At 61.9% G+C, this 18,926-nt stretch carries 18 protein-coding genes; 13 read left to right on the top strand and 5 right to left on the bottom strand.

Features of this window, described 5'->3' with window-relative positions; all coding sequences use genetic code 11:
* Position 1: 1 nt before the first annotated feature.
* The 3 genes from J2046_RS15195 (at position 2) to J2046_RS15185 (ending at position 2,319) form a co-directional block, all read left to right on the top strand.
* Complete coding sequence (locus tag J2046_RS15195; protein WP_210053114.1) at positions 2–931, top strand: 2-dehydro-3-deoxygalactonokinase; 930 nt, start codon at positions 2–4, stop codon at positions 929–931.
* A gap of 14 nt (positions 932–945) precedes the next feature.
* A complete protein-coding gene (locus tag J2046_RS15190; RefSeq protein WP_210053112.1) occupies positions 946–1,566 on the top strand; it encodes a 2-dehydro-3-deoxy-6-phosphogalactonate aldolase in 621 nt (206 codons plus the stop codon).
* Positions 1,567–1,668: 102 nt separating this feature from the next.
* Positions 1,669–2,319 (top strand): class I SAM-dependent methyltransferase, encoded by a 651-nt coding sequence (locus J2046_RS15185; RefSeq protein WP_210053110.1) that lies wholly within the window; start codon positions 1,669–1,671, stop codon positions 2,317–2,319.
* A gap of 109 nt (positions 2,320–2,428) precedes the next feature.
* Here J2046_RS15185 and J2046_RS15180 read toward each other — a convergent pair whose 3' ends face one another.
* Positions 2,429–3,280 carry a MurR/RpiR family transcriptional regulator gene (locus tag J2046_RS15180; protein WP_210053108.1) on the bottom strand — a complete coding sequence of 284 codons (852 nt, stop codon included), beginning with the start codon at positions 3,278–3,280 and terminating at the stop codon, positions 2,429–2,431.
* A 233-nt stretch (positions 3,281–3,513) separates the two neighbouring features.
* Between J2046_RS15180 and murA the strand changes: the two genes are divergently transcribed.
* From murA to J2046_RS15130, 10 genes are all read left to right on the top strand, one after another.
* Complete coding sequence (gene murA, locus J2046_RS15175; RefSeq protein WP_210053106.1) at positions 3,514–4,770, top strand: UDP-N-acetylglucosamine 1-carboxyvinyltransferase; 1,257 nt, start codon at positions 3,514–3,516, stop codon at positions 4,768–4,770.
* The gene (locus J2046_RS15170) at positions 4,767–5,648 is read left to right on the top strand and encodes a glucosamine kinase nucleotide-binding domain-containing protein (protein ID WP_210053104.1); all 882 of its coding nucleotides are present in this window, start codon (positions 4,767–4,769) and stop codon (positions 5,646–5,648) included. The genes murA and J2046_RS15170 overlap by 4 nt, the downstream gene beginning before the upstream one ends.
* A 180-nt stretch (positions 5,649–5,828) precedes the next feature.
* Positions 5,829–6,752: an N-acetylmuramic acid 6-phosphate etherase gene (murQ, locus tag J2046_RS15165; RefSeq protein ID WP_210053102.1), complete on the top strand. Its 924-nt coding sequence runs from the start codon at positions 5,829–5,831 to the stop codon at positions 6,750–6,752.
* 74 nt (positions 6,753–6,826) lie between these two features.
* A complete protein-coding gene (locus J2046_RS15160) occupies positions 6,827–8,350 on the top strand; it encodes an ABC transporter substrate-binding protein (protein ID WP_210053100.1) in 1,524 nt (507 codons plus the stop codon).
* A 34-nt stretch (positions 8,351–8,384) separates the two neighbouring features.
* On the top strand, positions 8,385–9,347 hold the full coding sequence (locus tag J2046_RS15155) for an ABC transporter permease (RefSeq protein WP_210053098.1): 963 nt from the start codon (positions 8,385–8,387) through the stop codon (positions 9,345–9,347).
* A complete protein-coding gene (locus tag J2046_RS15150) occupies positions 9,347–10,186 on the top strand; it encodes an ABC transporter permease (protein ID WP_210053096.1) in 840 nt (279 codons plus the stop codon). Before J2046_RS15155 ends, J2046_RS15150 begins: the two co-directional genes overlap by 1 nt.
* Positions 10,183–11,922: an ABC transporter ATP-binding protein gene (locus tag J2046_RS15145; protein WP_210053094.1), complete on the top strand. Its 1,740-nt coding sequence runs from the start codon at positions 10,183–10,185 to the stop codon at positions 11,920–11,922. The genes J2046_RS15150 and J2046_RS15145 overlap by 4 nt, the downstream gene beginning before the upstream one ends.
* Positions 11,923–11,932: 10 nt before the next feature.
* Positions 11,933–12,964: a serine hydrolase domain-containing protein gene (locus J2046_RS15140; RefSeq protein WP_233469784.1), complete on the top strand. Its 1,032-nt coding sequence runs from the start codon at positions 11,933–11,935 to the stop codon at positions 12,962–12,964.
* Positions 12,965–12,976: 12 nt separating this feature from the next.
* Positions 12,977–14,092 (top strand): anhydro-N-acetylmuramic acid kinase, encoded by a 1,116-nt coding sequence (locus J2046_RS15135; protein ID WP_210053092.1) that lies wholly within the window; start codon positions 12,977–12,979, stop codon positions 14,090–14,092.
* 46 nt (positions 14,093–14,138) lie between these two features.
* Positions 14,139–15,059: a DMT family transporter gene (locus tag J2046_RS15130; protein WP_210053090.1), complete on the top strand. Its 921-nt coding sequence runs from the start codon at positions 14,139–14,141 to the stop codon at positions 15,057–15,059.
* 9 nt (positions 15,060–15,068) lie between these two features.
* On the opposite strand, the gene J2046_RS15125 is transcribed toward J2046_RS15130, so the two are convergent.
* From J2046_RS15125 to osmF, 4 genes are read right to left on the bottom strand one after another with little or no spacing between them, the layout of a single operon-like run.
* Positions 15,069–15,812 (bottom strand): ABC transporter permease, encoded by a 744-nt coding sequence (locus tag J2046_RS15125; protein ID WP_210053087.1) that lies wholly within the window; start codon positions 15,810–15,812, stop codon positions 15,069–15,071.
* Entirely contained in the window at positions 15,809–16,747 is a 939-nt protein-coding gene (locus J2046_RS15120; protein ID WP_210053085.1) for an ABC transporter ATP-binding protein, read from the bottom strand. The genes J2046_RS15125 and J2046_RS15120 overlap by 4 nt, the downstream gene beginning before the upstream one ends.
* Positions 16,744–17,955, bottom strand: a complete 1,212-nt coding sequence (locus tag J2046_RS15115; protein ID WP_210053083.1) for an ABC transporter permease — start codon at positions 17,953–17,955, stop codon at positions 16,744–16,746. Before J2046_RS15115 ends, J2046_RS15120 begins: the two co-directional genes overlap by 4 nt.
* Before the next feature lie 28 nt (positions 17,956–17,983).
* Positions 17,984–18,895 (bottom strand): glycine betaine ABC transporter substrate-binding protein OsmF, encoded by a 912-nt coding sequence (gene osmF / locus J2046_RS15110; protein ID WP_210053082.1) that lies wholly within the window; start codon positions 18,893–18,895, stop codon positions 17,984–17,986.
* Positions 18,896–18,926 lie beyond the last annotated feature (31 nt).

Raw genomic sequence — 18,926 nt, 5'->3', positions numbered from 1 at the left:
TATGCCTACACCGACCTCGATCATCCTCGATTGGGGAACGAGTTCGCTGCGCGCCATGCTGGTCTCGGAAACCGGTGAAACGCTCGATACTCAGGAATCGTCGAGTGGCGGCATCCAGTTCGTCAAAGACGGCGCATTCGAGGCGGCGCTGATGCAGGCAGTCGGCGAATGGTTCTCCGCCCATGGCCCGTTGCCGGTAATGGCAACCGGCATGATCACCAGCCGCAACGGCTGGGTCGAGGTGCCGTATGTCGACACGCCGGGCGGTGTCGCCGAACTCGCCGCTGGCACGCGCAAGCTGACATTGCAGACTGGCGCTGTCATCACCTTTTTACCGGGGATGCGCGATCCGGCGGCAAAGCCTTTTCCGGATGTCATGCGCGGCGAGGAAACCCAGATCGTCGGTTTCGGCCTAGATCGCGACCGGACGCTCGTGCTTCCCGGTACTCACAGCAAATGGGCGCGGATCAAGGCAGGCCGTATCGACGGTTTCCAGACCTATGCGACCGGTGAGGTCTTCGCATTGCTGACAAAGCACTCCTTCATCGCCAAGGCGCAGGATCCCGTGCCCGACGCTGAGCCCGACTGGCAGAGCTTCGGTCGCGGCGTAGAATTCGCGGCGAGCAACAATGCTGCGGCCGACGCCTTCCTCTCGGCAATCTTCAGCGCCCGCACCGGCATCCTCGACGGCAAGCTGAAGCCCGAAAACATTCTCGATTACGTCTCCGGCCTTATCATCGGCTCGGAGTTCCGCCAGGCCCGCGCCGCCGGCTGGTTCAAGGCCGGTGAGACGATCGGGATTGTCGGCAACAATCTGCTGAACAGTCGTTACGGTCGTGTCGCGCCGCTCTTCGATCTCACCGTCGAACCTGGCCCCGATAATGCCGCCAAGCGCGGTATCCTGCTGATTGCGGCCGAAGCCGCCAAGTGACAAGGAGTCCCGACATGACCTTCGAAGAGGCGCTCAAGGCCTGCAATCTCGTTGCCATCCTGCGCGGCATCAAGCCGGAAGAGGCTGAAAGCGTCGGCGAAGTCCTGATCGAGGCCGGTTGGCGGATCATCGAAGTGCCGCTCAACTCTCCCGAACCGCTGAAGAGTATCGAAAGGCTCGTCAAGCGTTTCGGCGACACGGCGCTGATCGGCGCCGGCACGGTATTGACCCCTGCTCAGGTTGCCGATGTTGCAGCAACCGGTGCGAAGGTGATCATTTCCCCGAACGCGAACCCGGCCGTTATCAAGGCATCGCGCGCGGCCGGCATGGTAAGCCTCCCTGGAGTCGCAACGCCGACCGAAGCCTTCGCTGCGATCGAAGCCGGTGCCACCGGCATCAAGGCCTTCCCGGCCGAAGCGATCCCGCCGCTGATCATCAAGGCCTGGAAGGCCGTGCTGCCGAAAGAGATTCCGGTGCTTGCCGTCGGCGGCGTGACGCCGGAAAACATGGTCGCCTACGCGCAGGCAGGTGCGGCCGGTTTCGGCATCGGATCGTCCCTTTACAAACCCGGTACAGACATCGCATCCGTCGCAGAAAAGGCGAGGAAATTCATCGAAGCCATGCGCGCCGAATGATGCGGATAGTCGCGGATGCTAGCGCAGGCCCCATCCGCGAAGCGGAACTATTATCTTCCTCCTGAGTTTACCTGAAATCGGGGCTACCGGGAGGGGACAATCTTGGATGCAATCCGCAACAGCGCCGAACATCAGCAGAAAGTGTATGAACGTTGGGCTCCGGTTTATGACCGGGTCTATCGAGGGCTATTGAGGGACGGACATCGAACAGTCGCAAAACTTGCGGGCGAAGCCGGACGCGATATTCTCGAAGTAGGCGTCGGCACCGGACTTGCCCTGTCCTACTATCCGCAACAGTGCAACGTCACCGGTATCGATCTGTCCGAACACATGATCGCCAAGGCACGCGAAAAGGTTGCCCGTCGCCGGCTTTTCCATGTCCGCGCCTTGCATGTGATGGACGCACACCGGCTGCAGTTTGCGGACCAGTCCTTCGATGTCGTCTGCCTGCCTTTCGTCATCACCCTGATCCCGGATCCGGAACGGGCGCTCGATGAGTGCGCCCGCGTGCTGAGGCCCGGCGGAGAGATCATCATCGCCAGCAAGCTCGGCGACGGACGTGGCCTTCAAGGAGCGATCGAGGAAGCGGTTGCTCCGCTCGTTCACCGGGTCGGCTGGAGCTCTGCCTTCCGCATTGGCCGGATTTGCGAATGGGCTGAACGCCGTGGCGATTTCGAAGTGGCGGAAATCCGTCGTGTCTTCCCGAACGGCTTCTTCAAGGTCATGCGCGTGAAGCATCGACTCAACGCCTAAAGCATGTCGCGCAAAAGTGTGCAGCGGTTTGCGATAACGACATGTGTGAAAACAAGAGCTTAAAGCGGGTCAGGCGAATCTGAAAGATTGCGACACGCTTTAAGAACCGTTAGCGAGCTTTCAGAACCGAGACCGCGAGTTCGCTGTTGTGGACATATTCGTTGGCATCCGGCTGACGCTGGACGAGCAGGATGAAGAGAAGATCCGTCAGCATCAGTTGTGCGTCGCGCACTGTAATCGATGACGAACGAACACGCTCCTCGTCCGCGACGGTATAGAGCCGGATATTGGCCACCTGCGTGAGCGGGCCGCCGTCGAGACCGGTGACCGCCATGACGGTCGCTCCCCGTTCTCTCGCCAGTTCGGCGATCCGCAACGTCTCGATGCTGGTGCCCGAATAGGAGAGCGCGAAAAGCACATCTTCCTTGCCGAGCGTCGAGACATTCGCCATCTGCACGTGACTATCGCTGTCATGCAACACGTTGCGGCCGAGCTTCATCAGCTTATAGGAAAAATCGCGCGCAACCAGCGAGGATGCGCCAACGCCAGCCATATGGATGCGGCGCGCCTTGTCGAGTGCCGTCAGTGCCCGCTCGATCTCTGGCTCGCTGTTGACCGCGAGTGTCTGCTGCATCGACAGCATCTTGCTGCCAATCAATTTCTGCAGGATGGTGAGATAGCTGTCTCCGACCTCGATCGTGCCGTGGATCATGCCGGGCGGCGCATGCCATTCCTGGGCCTTTGCCTCGCTGACGGCGAGCTTCAGTTCCTGATATCCGGCAAAACCCAGCTTCTGGCTGAACTTCACCACGCTCGACTGGCTGCGGCCGGTCTCGGCGGCAAGTGCCGCGGAAGAGAGCCTCAGCATCTGGTCCGGATTGTCGAGAATGAACTGGCCGATCTGTCGGTCTGCCGGCGCCATGGCATCAAGCTGCGCGTTGATCTTCTTTAAGATTGACATGCGTTCTTCGGAAGCCTCGCGATACCGACCCTGTCCATCAGGCCGCGAAAGATAACATCGCAGCGTCCCGCTGCAACACCCTTTCTGCCACCGACAGCATCATGAATTACCACAGATTACATCATGTTTGGGAATAAAAAATTCCAAATGATTGACAGAAGCGCCCGGAGGTTTAGTTTTGGAAACTGGATAGGATCAATCAGGCTCTACGCGCCTTTTCGGCAGGTTTCGTCATGGACAGATTGCGGATTGTTGGGGGGCATCGATTGGAAGGCGCCGTCAGCATTGCGGGTGCCAAGAATGCCGCGTTGCCGCAGATAGCGGCCACGTTGCTCAGCCCCTATCCCGTTGAACTTACCAACCTTCCTTTGGTGAGCGACGTGGAAAACATGCTGGGTGTCGTCAGCCTGCATGGCGCCGAGATAACTCGGTCCACCCATTCTACTATCATCGACCCCAAGGCAATTGTCTCGAAGGAGACCTCCTACGATACCGTGCGCAAGATGCGCGCCACTGTGCTCGTCCTTGCGCCGTTGCTCGCCCGCTTCGGCCATGCTCGCGTGTCGATGCCGGGCGGCTGCGCCATCGGTGCTCGGCCAGTCGACATGCATATCAAGGCACTGGCAGCGCTCGGTGCGGATATCGACGTAGAAAGCGGCTTGATCGTCGCTTCGGCACCAGGCGGGCTCAAGGGAGCGCGCATCGTGCTCGCCTCGCCTTCCGTCGGCGCCACCGAAACCGCAATGATGGCGGCGACCTCTGCAAAGGGTGAGACAGAGATCCTGAATGCCGCACGGGAGCCGGAAGTCGCCGACCTCGCCGCCTGTCTCACCGCCATGGGTGCACATATCGAGGGTGCCGGCACCCATCGCATACTCGTCGAAGGCTCGACGACCTGGCAGCCAGCCAAGCATCACAGCATCCCCGATCGCATCGAAGCGGGCACCTATGCGGTGGCGGCGGCAATCACCGGCGGCATGCTGGAGCTCATCAACGCCCGGCTGGAGAACATGGCCTCGGTCGTGCAGGTGATGGAGGCTATGGGTGTCAGCGTCTGGCCGAGCGACCGCGGTCTCGTCGTCTCGCGCGATGGACCTTTGAGAGCGACCGACATCACCACGGAACCCTATCCGGGCTTCCCTACCGACCTGCAGGCGCAATTCATGGTACTGGCTGCCTGCGCGGAAGGCGCTTCGCTGATCCGCGAAACCGTATTTGAAAGCCGCTTCATGCACGTGCCGGAGTTGATGCGGCTTGGCGCCAATATCGCTCTGCAGGGCACGACGGCGCTGGTGCGCGGCGGCGCACCGCTGAAAGGTGCCCAGGTCATGGCGACAGACCTGCGCGCCTCCGTTTCTCTCGTTCTCGCTGGGCTCGTATCCAGGGGGGAAACCGTCGTCAACCGTGTTTACCATCTCGATCGTGGTTACGAACAGCTCGATCGCAAACTCCGCCTTTGCGGCGCCGACATCGAGCGGTTGAGCGAATGACGGGGACTCCGCACTATTTCCTAGGAGTCGACGGCGGCGGCACCGGCTGCCGAGCCCGCGTCGAGGACGGTTCCGGCGCGGTTTTGGGTCAAGGCCTCTCGGGCCCCGCCACCACGCGGCTCGGCATTGAGGAGGCCTGGGCATCGATATCTCGCGCCTTCAACGCCGCTCTTGATGAGGCCGGGTTTGGCCAGGATGAGATCGCCTATACCCATGTCGGCATAGGCCTGGCGGGAGCGAGCCGCAGGGATGTATTCGAAGCCCTGAAGGCGATCCCTCACCCGTTCGCCAGTCTGGATTTCGTCAACGACGGCATGAGCGCCTGCCTCGGTGCGCATTCGGGCCGCGACGGCGCGATCGTGATCGCCGGTACCGGCTCGATCGGCCTGGGCTTTGTGGAAGGGCGGAACCTGCGCATCGGCGGCTACGGCTTTCCGATCTCCGACGAGGGTAGTGGCGCGGATCTGGGGCTGAAGACAATCCAGCTTGCGCTTCGTGCCAATGACGGTCGGATCGAGAAGACTGCCCTTCTGACGGAGATCATGCAACGCTTCCACGACGATCCCATGGAGGCCGTTGCCTGGATGGACCGCGCCACCGCGACGGATTATGCAGCATTCGCACCCATGGTCATGCGCCATGCGGACCAGGGGGATTCCGTCGGCCGCCGGATCGTCCAGAGCGCGGCGGAACAGATCGACACGCTGGTCCGCACCCTCTTCGATCTCGGTGCCCCGCGCGTGACTTTGCTTGGCGGTCTTTCCACCCCGCTCGAACCCTGGCTGGCGCCCGACGTCCGCCGCCGCCTGAAGCCTGCCGATGGCGATGCAGTGTCAGGCGCCATCATCCTCGCCCGCAAGGCCGCCGAAGCGCTCTGAGCGATCCATTGTCGATCTGAAATTTATCGCCCAGATTGGAATAATATATTCCATTCTTCGATTGACTCTAGGAATGGATAATCCTAACCGTTTACGAAACGCAACGAAGGGCGACGAGGAGACGGCAGGACGCAGATATTGCGGAATGCAAAACCTCGGCCGGATCTCGAAAGCAGAGTCATGACGGACGCACGACTGATATCCGAACTGGAGAGACTCGTTTCGGAAGGCCGCAACCCCCGTTCCATGGATATAGATCTTCTTCCGACGATCGATGTGCTTCGGGAGATCAGCGAGGAGGACAAGGGCGTCCCTGCCGCGGTCGAAAAGGTAATCCCCGAGATTGCCGAGGCCGTGGATGAGATCGTCAAGGCGTTCCAAAAAGGCGCGCGGCTCGTCTATATCGGAGCGGGCACCAGCGGACGTCTCGGCGTCCTCGATGCATCGGAATGCCCGCCCACTTTCAGCGTGCCGGAGGGCATGGTCGTCGGCCTGATTGCCGGCGGCACGCATGCCCTTCAGCACGCCATCGAAGGAGCAGAAGATGACCCCGACCAAGGCCGGCGGGACCTTGTCGACATCGGACTGACTGCGGACGACGTCGTGGTCGGCATCGCTGTGAGCGGTCGTACCCCCTATGTCATCGGTGCCTTGAACTACGCCAGGGAAATTGGAGCCAAGACCGTCGCCCTTTCCTGCAATCCGGTGTCGGTGATCGCGGCAATCGCCGATATCGCCATCTCGCCGGTGGTCGGGCCGGAAATCCTGACCGGCTCCACGCGGCTGAAGTCCGGTACCGCGCAAAAGCTCGTGCTCAACATGCTGACGACGGCGAGCATGATCCGCATCGGCAAAACCTACCAGAACCTGATGGTTGACGTATCCGCGAGCAACCAGAAGCTCGTCGCGCGCGCCGCGCGTATCGTCATGCAGGCGACCGGCTGTGAGCCGGAAGAGGCACGGCGCGTCCTCGACCTGACCGGCAATGACGTCAAGCTGGCGATCCTGATCCAGCTTACCGGAATGGATGTCGATGCGGCTCGCACAGCACTTGACAATGCCGGAGGCTTCCTTCGGAAGGCGATAAATGGGAAGACAGCGTAAAGCTGCTGAATGAAGGGCCGCGATCGCTTGCAGCGGGTCGGCGGAAGGCAACAATATCGAGAGGGAGAATTGAAATGGGAAGGATTTTTTCGACAAGACTGGTTTCCGGTCTGGCACTCGCCGTGGCACTGGGGACCGCGATCGTAACCACTCCTGCTTCGGCGGCCACGCTGCGCATGGCCTGGTCGCAGGATGCAACGGGTCTCGATCCGCACAAGCAGACTGCATTTTCTTCGATCCGCCTGCTTGAGCTGATCTACGAGCCGCTGGTGCGCTTCGACAAGGATCTGCAGCTCGTTCCTGCGGTTGCAGCCTCGTGGCAGTTTTCCGCCGACGGCAAGGAACTGACGTTCAAGCTGGACCCGAATGCCAAATTCCAGGACGGCAAACCGGTCGCCCCCGCGGACGTGAAGGCTTCTTTCGAGCGCGTCCTCGACGAGAAAACGGCCGCCGCGGCCCGCGCCAACTTCCGGTCCATCGCCAGCATTGAGACGCCCGATGACAAGACGGTCGTCTTCAAGCTCTCGCAGCCGGATGTGCCGCTTTTGACCGCAATGGCCAGCATCAACGCGGCCATCGTTCCCGCAGCCGAGATCGCTGCCGGTTCGATCGGCACGAAAGCGCTCGGTTCCGGCCCCTTCAAGCTGGAAAAGTGGGACCCCAATTCCAAGGAAGTGCTTACCGCCAACGAGGATTGGGCCGGCGGAAAGGTGGCAGTCGACGGGATCGACATCAACGTCCTGCCGGACGAAACGGCAATCCTCGCCTCCCTGCGCACCAAGCAGATCGATTTCGCGCTTCTGAACGATCCGCTTGTCGCCACCCTCGTGCCGAAGGAAGCAAACCTGACGCTCAACCGCACCCCGGTGCTGGCCTATCACGTTCTCCAACTGAACCCGTCCCGCAAGCCGATGAACGAACTTGCCGTCCGACAGGCAATTTCCTGCGCGATCGACCGCCAGGACGTCCTCGACACGGCCTCCGTCGGCGAAGGCAAGGTGACCGGCCCGCTGACTATGCCGGGCTACACGACCGACGCCAGCCAGCTTTTTTGCTACAAGCGCGACGTTGAAAAGGCCAAGAAGCTGATGGCCGACGCGGGTTTTGCGGAGGGCTTCTCGGCGACCGTCATCGCCGCCAATGGCGAACCCGCGACAGCGGCTGCCGAAGCGCAGGTCATCCAGTCGCAGCTCGCAGAAATCGGCGTCAAGCTCGACATCAAGATGATGGAACTGAACGTCTATGTCGACGCCTGGCTGAAGGGCGATTTCGATATGGCCGTCGCTCTGAACGGCGGGCGTGCCGATCCCTACTCCATGTACAACCGCTACTGGACCAAGGTCGGCAATCTGCAGAAAGTCGCCAACTATATCGATGACACGCTGGACAGCCTGATGCAGAAAGGACGCGAGGAAACCGATCCCGCCAAGCGCAAGGCAATCTTCGCAGAATTTGAGAAGCACCTCGTTGAGGTTTCGCCCTGGGTCTGGCTCTACACCTCCTACAGCTATACGGCGCAACAGAAGAACGTTCAGGGCTTCGTTCCGACACCGGAGGGCTCGCTGTTCGGCCTGAGCAAGGTCAGCATCCAGCCCTGATGCCTGCAACGACGAATACGAGGTTGGTTGACCCATGAGCTATCTGACGCGACGGCTGCTTACCTTTCCGCTCGTCATGCTCGGGGTCTCCATCCTCGTCTTCGTGGCGATCCGTCTGGTGCCGGGCGATGCGATTACCGCCATGCTCGGCACGGAGGCCGGCCTTCTCACACCGGCTCAAAGAGACGCCCTGGCGAGCTATTTCGGCATCGATCAGCCGATCCTGGCGCAATATTGGCACTGGCTGCTCGGCGTTTTCCAGGGCGATCTCGGCATTTCCGTCACCTATGGCAAGCCGGTGCTCGGCGTCATCCTGGAGCGTTTTCCGCTGACGCTGCAACTCGCCTTGATGTCCATGTGCGTCGCGTTGGCCGTCGGCCTGCCGGCTGGCGTGTTCGCAGCCACTCGCAATGAGAAGCTATCCGACCTCGGCGTTCGTATCTTCGCTATGATCGGCCAGTCGACGCCCAATTTCGTCGTCGGCCTTTTGATCATCTATGCGCTGTCGGCCGGCTTCGGCATCCTGCCGACCATGGGAGAGTTCACGCCGTTTTTCACGAATCCGCTGCGCAATCTCGGCCAGATGATCCTGCCGGCCGTGACGCTCGGTTTTGCCTTCGCGGCCTCCGTCACCCGCATTTCCCGTTCAGCCATGCTGGATGTGTTGAGCGACGACTATGTGCGCACGGCCCGCAGCAAGGGCGTACCGAAGCGCAGCGTGATCTGGCGGCATGCACTGCCGAACGCCCTGATCCCGGTCGTCACGCTGAGTGGCGTGGAATTCGGTTACCTGCTCGGCGGCGCCGTGCTTGTCGAACAGATCTATGCCCTACCCGGCCTCGGTCGCCTCGTTCTCGACGCGATTCTGCAGCGAGACTACGCGCTGGTTCAGGGCTGCGTGCTCTTCATTGCCTTCAATTTCATGGTGATCAACCTGCTCGTCGATCTTCTTTATGCCACGCTCGATCCCCGCATCCGTCTCGGAGAAGGCGGCTGATGGCGATGCTGCGTGCAATATTCTCTCATGCAAGCGGCAGGATCGGCGGCACCATCGTGGTGATCTACATCGTCGTCGCACTGCTCGGCATGTTTGATGTCACTCCGCATAATCCCCTGCAGCAATTCCGCATCGACCGGCTGCATGCACCGAACGCGGTCTACTGGATGGGTACCGACCTCTTCGGCCGCGACGTCGCGAGCCGGCTGATGAAAGGCGTCGGCCAGTCCTTCCTCGTCGGTTTCTGCTCGGTGACGCTTGCGACGCTTGCCGGCACCGTGCTCGGCCTCACCGCAGCCTGGTTCGGCAAGGCCTGGGATGCTCTCGTCATGCGCGTCATGGACGTGCTGCTCGCCTTTCCGGCGATTCTGCTGGCGCTCCTGATCATCGCTATCGTCGGCCCCGGCACCTGGACGAGCATCGCGGCGATCGCGATCGTCTATACGCCGATCTTTACCCGCGTGGTGCGCGGCCCGGCGCTCTCCATCAAGTCGCGCGAATTCGTCGATGCCGCGCGCACCTTCGGCTCGAGCCGACACTATATCCTGACCCGTCACCTTCTCCTGAACCTCGTGGCGCCATTGACGGTACAGGTCACCCTCGCCCTGGCCTGGTCGTTGCTGACGGAAGCCGGCCTCTCCTTCCTCGGTCTCGGCACCCAGCCGCCCGCCTCCTCGCTCGGCCTGATGCTGGCCGACAGCCGCAACCTGATGGAGACGGCCCCCTGGCTGCTGATCTTTCCGGCACTGGCGATCATGATCAGTATTCTTGGCTTCAACCTGCTCGGCGACGCGCTGCGCGATATCCTCGACCCCAAGACGCGGAGCAGGCCTGCATGACACCGCTTCTCTCCGTCTCGGCCTTGCGCGTCGGCTTCGGGCGGGACCCGATGAAAAACGAGATCGTCAAGGGCGTCAGCTTCAACCTCGATGCCGGAGAAACGCTGGCGATCGTCGGCGAAAGCGGCTCGGGCAAATCGGTGACGGCCCTTTCCATCAACCGTCTCGTCGATTTCGGAGGCGGCCGCATCATCGACGGCTCGATCAGCCTCAGACGGCGTGACGGCAGCGTCTTCGACCTCGCCCAGGCGAATGAACCCTCACTCGAAAAGATCCGTGGTTCCGAGATCGGAATGATCTTCCAGGAGCCGATGACCTCGCTCAATCCGGTGCTGACCATCGGCACGCAGATCGAGGAATCGTTTCGCCTTCACCACGGCCTGACCGGTAGGCAGGCGACGGCCGCCGCCAGGGACGCGCTCGACAGGGTCCGCATTCCCGATGCGGCCCGGCGCCTGAAATATTGCCCTAACCAGCTCTCCGGCGGCATGCTCCAGCGCGTGATGATCGCGACCGCGCTCGCCTGCAATCCGCGCCTCTTGATCGCCGACGAACCGACCACCGCGCTCGACGTGACCGTGCAGGCGCAGATCATGGCGCTGCTCGGCGAATTGAAGCGCGAGACCGGCATGGCGATGATCTTCATCACCCACGACATCGGTCTCGTTGCCGGCATTGCCGACAAGGTCATGGTCATGCAGGCCGGCAAAGCGGTTGAGCAAGGCTCTCTGAATGATGTTCTCGATCGGCCACAGCATCCCTATACGCAGCATCTCTTGAGTGCCGTGCCGCATTTCGAATCCGGCCGGGCCGTCCGGTCCGATTTTCACAGGGAGGAGACCAGTTCTCCGGCCCTGACAGTGGATGGCCTCACGGTGCGCTTCAAGGTCACGGGCGGCCTGCTCAGTCGCTCGCCGGGCTCGGTCCACGCGGTGGAGAACGTCGGTTTCGACCTGATGCCGGGCGAGACGCTGGCGATCGTCGGCGAGAGCGGCTCCGGCAAATCCACCACCGCCCGCGCCATTCTCGGACTTGTCAGGCCGACCCGCGGCAGCTTTTCGACCCATATGGGCAGCGTCGCCGATGCGACCGATCCATCCGTCCAGATGGTGTTCCAGAACCCCTATGCGTCGCTCAATCCGCGACTTCGGATCGACAGCATCCTCGCCGAGCCGGTGATTGCCGCCGGCGGCCGCGTCAATGCCGAAACACGCGACAAGATGAAGGCACTGCTGAAGCGCGTCGGCCTGCCGGAGGATAGTCTGGAACGCTATCCGCACCAGTTCTCCGGAGGCCAGCGGCAGCGGCTTTGCATCGCCCGCGCGCTGATGCTCAATCCCTCCGTGGTGGTGCTGGATGAAGCTGTCTCGGCGCTCGACGTTTCGGTGCAGGCGAAGGTTCTCGAACTGCTGGTCGATCTCCAGCGCGAATATGGGCTTGCCTATCTCTTCGTCTCGCACGACATGGCGGTGGTGGAACGCATCGCACATCGGATTGCGGTCCTCTATGCCGGTGAGATCGTCGAGATCGGCGATGCCGCTTCGGTGCTTTCAAATCCCAAGCATTCCTATACAAAGCGGCTGATTTCCGCCGTGCCGAGCATCGATCACCGCAACCAGCATTTCGAGATCGACACGCGCCAGGTCCCCTCGCTTGTCCGTCCGCCAGGCTTCGAGCCGCCGCCTGCCGAATGGCGCAGTTTCGGACCGGACCACAGCGCACGGGCGGAAGCGTGAGGAGAGGGTCATGGACAACCGGATGCGTACAACAGCCAATGCAAAGCTGATCGCCACCTTCGAGCGTGCCTTCGCGCCGCTGGAAAAGTCGGTCGCGCAGAAGCGCGTCCCGGGCGGTGTGCTCGGCATCGTTGACCTGAAACACGGCCGCGTGACGCGCGCGGTCGGCTCGGCGCAGATCGTTCCGGCCGTCCGGCCAATGACGCTCGACACCTGGTTCGACCTTGCTTCGCTTACCAAAGTGATCTTCACCACGCCGCGTATCCTGAAATTTGCCGATGAAGGCGTGATCGATCTCGACGCGCCGCTCACCGCGCTGCTGCCGGATTTCCGCCAGTACAATGCCGATGCCTGGGAACGGAAAGCGACCTTCCGCCAATGCCTCGGCCACCAGACACCCTTCCCCGGCGTCGAGCCGATCTACACCTATGGCCGCGATCCCGATCTCCTCCGTACCTTCGTCCTGCAGCGGGAGTGGCGGCCCGGTCCGCCGGTCTATTCGGACATTAACTTCATCCTGCTCGGCTTCGTGCTGGAGCGGCTGGCAGGCAAGACGATCCGCGATCTCGACCCCGGTCCGGGCTTTGCGTGGTCCGGCGCCCCGGAGAACACAGCCGCGACAGAAGACTGCCAGTTCCGGCATCGCGTGCTCTGCGGCGAGGTGCATGACGAGAACTGCTTTGCCCTGCAAGGCTCCGGCCATGCGGGCCTGTTCGGCACCGTCTCTTCCGTCCTCGATTTTGCCGAGAACCTGTTGAATGGAACCGGCGCTTCCGCAAACGCTATCGCGCTCATGCGCACACCTCTCTCCAATCGCCGCACCCATGGTTGGGAGCACCCCTATCCCGACTGGTCGGGCGGCAATGCCTGCAGCCCCGCGGCGATCGGGCATACAGGCTTCACTGGCACCGGCCTCTGGATCGAGTTCGATAAGGGGCGCGCCTGGACACTGCTCACCAATCGCGTCCACCCGACCCGCCATTCCGATAGCGGCATACTGGCGCTTCGCCAGACTGTCGGCGATCTCGTCAACCAACCGTGAGGATTTTCTGCCATGGAGCCAATCTGGGCTGTAGGCCTGATGACCGGAACCGTTCTCGATGGCAATATCGATGTCGCACTCTTAAAGACCGACGGCGAGACGGTCGACACCTTTGGCGCCTACACGCTCGCCCCCTACCCGCCGGAAATCCGTTCGCTGCTCGAAGAGACCTTGCAACAGGCTCGTGCCTGGAATTTCGAAGGTCCGGAGCCGGCGATCTTCAGCGAGGCCGAAGAGGCCCTGACCCGAGCCCAGTCGCAGGCCGTCAAAGACCTTGTGACGAGCGCCGGGCTGACCATGGCGGATATCGGCATCGTCGGGTTCCATGGCCAGAGCGTGCTGCACCGTGCGCCGACCAGGGAGCGGATCGGCGCCACCCGCCAACTTGGCGATGGCGAACTCATGGCCTCGATCCTCGGCACCAAGGTCGCCTATGATTTCCGCACGGCGGATGTGCGGGCCGGCGGTCAGGGCGCGCCGCTCGCCGCCGCCTATCACGCTGCCCTGCTGCGCGGCCTCGACACGAGCGGCGATACGGCCGTGCTCAATCTCGGCGGTGTCGCCAACATCACCTGGTGGGACGGCAAGGATCTGGTGATTGCCTTCGACACCGGCCCGGCCAACGCGCCGCTCAACGATTTCATGAAGATGCGCGGTTTGGGCGAGATGGACCGCGACGGCACACTGGGCGCTTCCGGCAAGGTGGATGAAGAACGCCTCACAAGGCTGCTGGAGCACCCGTATCTCACGGCACCTTATCCGAAGTCGCTCGACCGGTTCGATTTCACGGCCACCATGGCGGACGGACTCGACGACGCAACGGGGGCCGCTACACTTTCCGCCTTTACGGCATCCGCCGTCGGCAAGGCCCTTGACCTCCTGCCCCACCGCCCGAAACGGCTGATCGTCAGTGGCGGCGGCCGCCGCAACCCGACGATCATGGCGATGCTCGAAAATCGCGCGGGTGTGACTGCCGTTTCCGCCGATCAATACGGCTGGCGCGGCGATGCAGTCGAGGCGGAATGCTTCGCATTTCTTGCAGTCCGTGTGCTGCGGGGTCTGCCGATCAGCTTTCCAACCACGACCGGCGCGCCAAGACCCTTGCAGGGAGGCCGGCTCGGGGGATAAGCGACAATAGTATTAGAGCTTAGAATCGAAGGGGCGCTCGAACATCATGGAAAAGAGAGTTCCTTCTGCTTTGGGCGGCAATGTGGTGCTCGTCGGCGTGCTGCTGATGCTGCTTGGGGACTTCATGTTCTCGCTGAACGACGCCATGGGCAAGTGGCTGGTTGCAAGCTTCTCGGTCGGCCAGGTCCTGGTCATCCGTTCACTCGGCGCGTTCTTCGTGCTCGGCCCGATGTTCGCCCGCCAGCCGATATCGGCGCTTTATTGTGTGGAGCGTCCAACACTCCAGATAATGCGCGTCGTCTTCGCTACCGGCGATCTGGCGCTCTTTTATGCCGCTGTCGTCTATCTGCCGCTTGCCGATGTCATGACCTTCTATATGGCCGGGCCGATCTATGTTGCCGCGCTTTCGCATTTCCTGCTCGGGGAGCGGATCGGCTGGCGGCGCTGGCTTGCTGTTCTCATAGGCTTTGTCGGCGTTGTCATCGCTTTGCGCCCCTCCTCGGCGATGCTGTCTTGGCCGTCGATCTTTGGACTGATCGGCAGTTTCTCCTTTGCCCTGACGCTTGTCTTGAACCGCCGGCTGCGCGCGACCTCGGATGCTACGCTCGTGACCTGGCAAACGATCGCGGCGCTGATCGCCGGTATTTTTCTGAGTATTGGCCAATGGAGCCCATTCGGCTTCGGTCAACTACTCGCGCTATTGCTGCTCGGTATCGTTGCCTGCATCGCCCATCTGCTGATCACCCGGTCGCTGAAGCTTGCACCAGCCTCAGTGCTTGCACCGCTGCAATATACGCTGCTTCTTTGGGCGGTGGTGCTCGGCTGGCTGTTCTTCGATGATCTGCCCGACGTACAGACCTGGATCGGCGCGGGCATCATTGTGCTCGCCGGCCTGTTCATCTTCCATCGCGGCAACCTGAAACAGGATGCGGAAGCGATCGTCCCTACGGATTCAAGCCACGGCTGAGAGCGCAGATCAGGTGGAGCCCGCCCGACGCGTCAGCATGGCCTCCGCCGCTGAAAGCCCGTCGTAGATCAGGACCGCCAGGGCGCCGACGATCAATCCCCCTTGCAATATGAAAGCAAGATTATTCGACTGCAGTCCGGCGATGATGACTTCGCCGAGCGTTTTTGCCGCCACAGTCGAACCGATCGTCGCGGTGGAAAGGCTGATGACCATCGAAAGCCGGATACCTGCGACGATGACAGGCAAGGATAGCGGCAATTCGATCTGAAGAAGCCGCTGGAAATCGGTCATGCCGGCGCCGCGTGCCGCTTCCATCACCGAACGCGGCAGGTTGGTGAGCCCCGTCAGCGTGTTCTCGAAGATCGGCAGCAGGCCATAGAGGAAGAGCGCGATCAGTGTCGGCTTTTCACCGAATCCAACCGCGGGCACGGCGAGCGCCAGCACCGCAACCGGCGGAAAGGTCTGACCGATATTCACGAGGCTGCGGGAAAGTTGCAGGAACTCCGCCCCGAACGACCGGGTGACGAGGATCGCAAGCAAAACCGCAATGACCGTCGCAACCAGTGTCGCGATGAAGACGGTCCTCAGGTGCAGGAGCGTGAGAGCGAGCAGGCTGCCCTGGTTGTAGATCGCTGGCGCGTTCGGCTGCACCAGCGGCCTCAAGAGCGGTTCGAAACTTCCCGGCGTCACCAGGAAGGCGATCAGAACGAGAAGCAGCAGCCCCCTCAGGATCGTGGGAAGCCAGGCTCTCATTGCGGCCTCGCGGCGCACTTCAGAAGGGCGTCAAGCGTGACCCGCCCCATCGGTGCACCGCTTGCGGAGACGACGGGCAGAGCCTTCCTGCCGGACCAGAGCAGATCCGCAAGCGCTTCCTGCTGGGTCCCGTCCTCGCCAATCGGCTCGCCATCGGCCTCGCCCGGCTCCACCGCCGCACCGATCTTAGCGGCCGACAGCAGGCGGAACGGCCGCTCGGCATCACCAATCAATGTCTCCACGAAGGGCGCCGCGGGCGCGCGCACGAGTTCCGCCGGCGGCCCGTATTGCAGCACCCTGCCCTTGTCCATGACGGCGATCTTATCCGCCAGATAAAAGGCTTCGTCCATGTCGTGCGTGACGAGCACGATGGTCGTCCCGAAATGTTTCTGGATGGCCAGAAGGTCGTCCTGCGCCTTGGCGCGGATAATCGGATCCAGCGCTCCGAAGGGTTCGTCCATCAGGAGGACATTTGGTTCGGCCGCGAGCGCCCGGGCAACCCCGACGCGCTGCTGCTGGCCGCCGGAGAGCTCGTGCGGATAGCGAGACCCGAACATTTTCGGGTCAAGCTGGAAGAGCGTCAGCAATTCCTCGACCTTGGCAGCGATCCGCGATTTCTCCCAGCCAAGCAGGCCCGGCACGGTCGCGATGTTCTCTGCCACGGTGCGATGGGGAAAAAGACCGTGGCCCTGGATGGCGTAGCCGATCCGGCGACGCAGTTCATGGCCAGGGATCGAGCGATTGTCCTCGCCATCCAGCCGGATCGCACCTGAACTCGGCTCGACGAGGCGGTTGATCATCCTCAGAAGCGTCGTCTTGCCGGAACCGGACGTGCCCACCACGACCGTGACGGTGCGCGGTTCGATCACCATCGAGACGTTATCGACCACGGCAACATCGTCATAAAGCTTGGTGACGGCTTCGATCTCGATCATGCCGACCTTGCTCCGATCAGAACGCGGGAATTCATTTCAATCAGCGCATCGAGGATGACGGCTGCGGCGAAGGCGAGCGCCACGGTCGGCACGGCGCCGAGCAGCACGAGGTCCATGGCCGTCTGTCCGATGCCCTGGAAGACGAAGACGCCGAAACCGCCCCCGCCGATCAGCGCCGCAATCGTCGCAAGCCCGATATTCTGGACAAGCACGATGCGGATGCCGGTCAGGATCACCGGCAGCGCCATCGGAAACTCGATCTGGAAGAGCCGCTGCCGATCCGTCATGCCGATGCCGCGGGCCGCTTCATTGGCCTCGCGCGGCACGCCGGCAAGCCCGACGACTGTGTTGGCAACCGCCGGCAGCAGCGAATAGAGAAAGAGCGCGACGAAGGCCGGCGCGGTTCCTATGCCTCGAATGCCGATTTCCGCAGCACCCGGCACCGTCGCTGCAATCCATGCCAGGGGGCCGATGAGGATGCCGAACAGGGCAATCGACGGTATCGTCTGGATGAGGTTCAAGGTGTTGAGCACGCCGGCCCGAAGAGCTGCCACCCGGTGACACAGGATGCCGAGCGGCAGGCCCGCCGCGGCGGCCACGATGAGCGAACCAAGCGCCAGCCTCACATGCTGGCCAGCCTCGCTCCAGAAGACATCGGCGCGGCCGGCATACTCCTTCATGATCGATAGTCCGTTCCAGCTCCCTGACAACAGGATGGCGCCAACGCCACCGGCCGTAAGGACAAGGAACAAGACCCGCATCCACGGCGGCGGCCTCAGTCGCGTGATCGCATCGGCCGCCAGAAGCATGAAGGCGAAAAGGAGTAGCCAGAAGCCGGAGGCCGGCGAGACGCGGGCATATGTATTGCCGGCCGGTGCGAGGAAACTCGCAGCAGATCCGATCGCAAGCGCCAGGGTCACAAGCGCCGCAAACGCGGCAACCAGCTTGAGCCACGACGACGTCCGGAACAGAGAAGCAGCCGCAGCAAGGAACAATACGACGATCAACCCCCATCCCGCCCAGGCCGGCAGAGCGGCAAGGATCATCTTTGCTTCCCCCTGCACGATCCGGTTAGGCTTGAGCACCGCGAAGGATGCGCCCAATGCTCCATAGGCAACAAGAAGAGCAATAACGATGCCGAGCTTGTCGAACCGAATCCTCAAACCGCTCCCCTGCCTCGCGATTGATAAAAGCCGTGCCCGGCCCATGTTGGTGCGAAATCCGACCGGAAAGGAACTACTTGAGGAAACCGTTCTTCTTCAGGAAGTCCTCGGCAACCGCCTTGGCGGGCTCGCCACCCACCTGCACGCGGCCATTGAGGTCCTGCAGGGTGACCAGGTCGAGCTTTTCGAAGACGGGTTTCAGCAGGGTCTCGATATCGGGATGCTGCTTCAGCACCGTTTCTCGGATGATCGGCGCTGGCTGGTAAACGGGCTGCACACCCTTGTCGTCTTCGAGGACCACAAGGCCGGACGGCGCAATGCCGCCATCGGTGCCGTAGACCATGGCGGCATTCGCGCCGTTGGTCTGGTTCGCCGCCGCCGCGATCGTCGCGGCCGTATCACCACCCGAAAGGGTGATGAGCTGTTCCGGCTTCAGCTTGAATCCATAGGTCGTCTGAAAGGCCGGCAGCGCCGCGGCCGAATTGACGAATTCGGAAGAGGCGGCGAGCACGATCTTGCCGCCATCTGCGACATACTTGCCGAAATCCGTGAGGGTCTTCAGATTATTGGCCGCGGCGACATCCTCACGGATCGCGATCGCCCAGGTGTTGTTGGCCGAAGACGGCGTCAGCCAGACGATCTTGTTGGCATCGTAATCGAGTTTCTTGACCGCTTCATAAGCCTTCTGGGGATCTTTCCAGACAGGATCGTCACTCTTTTCGAAGAAAAAGGCGCCATTGCCCGTATATTCGGGATAGATATCGATCTCGCCAGCCGCAATCGCCTTGCGAACGACGGGCGTGGCGCCAAGCTGGATACGATCGGTAGTTTCGATGTTGTTGGCCTTCAGCACGGCAAGGATGATATTGCCGAGCACACCGCCTTCCGTATCGATCTTCGAGGAAACGACAACCTGCGCCTGAGCCAGGCTGGCCGAAACACCAAGCGCAAGGGCAATACCCAACAGTTGCTTTTTCAGGGACATGACAAATTTCCTCCAGATCGCGAGCCTATGT

The organism is Neorhizobium petrolearium (assembly GCF_017873175.1).
Taxonomy (GTDB): Bacteria; Pseudomonadota; Alphaproteobacteria; order Rhizobiales; family Rhizobiaceae; genus Neorhizobium; species Neorhizobium petrolearium.
This window is presented reverse-complemented; position numbering and strand designations above follow the sequence as displayed.

Coding starts and splice junctions, on each gene's coding strand:
- J2046_RS15115 (WP_210053083.1), bottom strand. CDS start 17,955: ATGGGCCGGGCACGGCTTTTATCAATCGCGAGGCAGGGGAGCGGTTTG.
- J2046_RS15125 (WP_210053087.1), bottom strand. CDS start 15,812: ATGAGAGCCTGGCTTCCCACGATCCTGAGGGGGCTGCTGCTTCTCGTT.
- J2046_RS15170 (WP_210053104.1), top strand. CDS start 4,767: ATGACGGGGACTCCGCACTATTTCCTAGGAGTCGACGGCGGCGGCACC.
- J2046_RS15190 (WP_210053112.1), top strand. CDS start 946: ATGACCTTCGAAGAGGCGCTCAAGGCCTGCAATCTCGTTGCCATCCTG.
- murQ (WP_210053102.1), top strand. CDS start 5,829: ATGACGGACGCACGACTGATATCCGAACTGGAGAGACTCGTTTCGGAA.
- J2046_RS15120 (WP_210053085.1), bottom strand. CDS start 16,747: ATGATCGAGATCGAAGCCGTCACCAAGCTTTATGACGATGTTGCCGTG.
- J2046_RS15150 (WP_210053096.1), top strand. CDS start 9,347: ATGGCGATGCTGCGTGCAATATTCTCTCATGCAAGCGGCAGGATCGGC.
- J2046_RS15180 (WP_210053108.1), bottom strand. CDS start 3,280: ATGTCAATCTTAAAGAAGATCAACGCGCAGCTTGATGCCATGGCGCCG.
- J2046_RS15135 (WP_210053092.1), top strand. CDS start 12,977: ATGGAGCCAATCTGGGCTGTAGGCCTGATGACCGGAACCGTTCTCGAT.
- J2046_RS15155 (WP_210053098.1), top strand. CDS start 8,385: ATGAGCTATCTGACGCGACGGCTGCTTACCTTTCCGCTCGTCATGCTC.
- J2046_RS15140 (WP_233469784.1), top strand. CDS start 11,933: ATGGACAACCGGATGCGTACAACAGCCAATGCAAAGCTGATCGCCACC.
- J2046_RS15195 (WP_210053114.1), top strand. CDS start 2: ATGCCTACACCGACCTCGATCATCCTCGATTGGGGAACGAGTTCGCTG.
- J2046_RS15145 (WP_210053094.1), top strand. CDS start 10,183: ATGACACCGCTTCTCTCCGTCTCGGCCTTGCGCGTCGGCTTCGGGCGG.
- J2046_RS15160 (WP_210053100.1), top strand. CDS start 6,827: ATGGGAAGGATTTTTTCGACAAGACTGGTTTCCGGTCTGGCACTCGCC.
- murA (WP_210053106.1), top strand. CDS start 3,514: ATGGACAGATTGCGGATTGTTGGGGGGCATCGATTGGAAGGCGCCGTC.
- osmF (WP_210053082.1), bottom strand. CDS start 18,895: ATGTCCCTGAAAAAGCAACTGTTGGGTATTGCCCTTGCGCTTGGTGTT.
- J2046_RS15130 (WP_210053090.1), top strand. CDS start 14,139: ATGGAAAAGAGAGTTCCTTCTGCTTTGGGCGGCAATGTGGTGCTCGTC.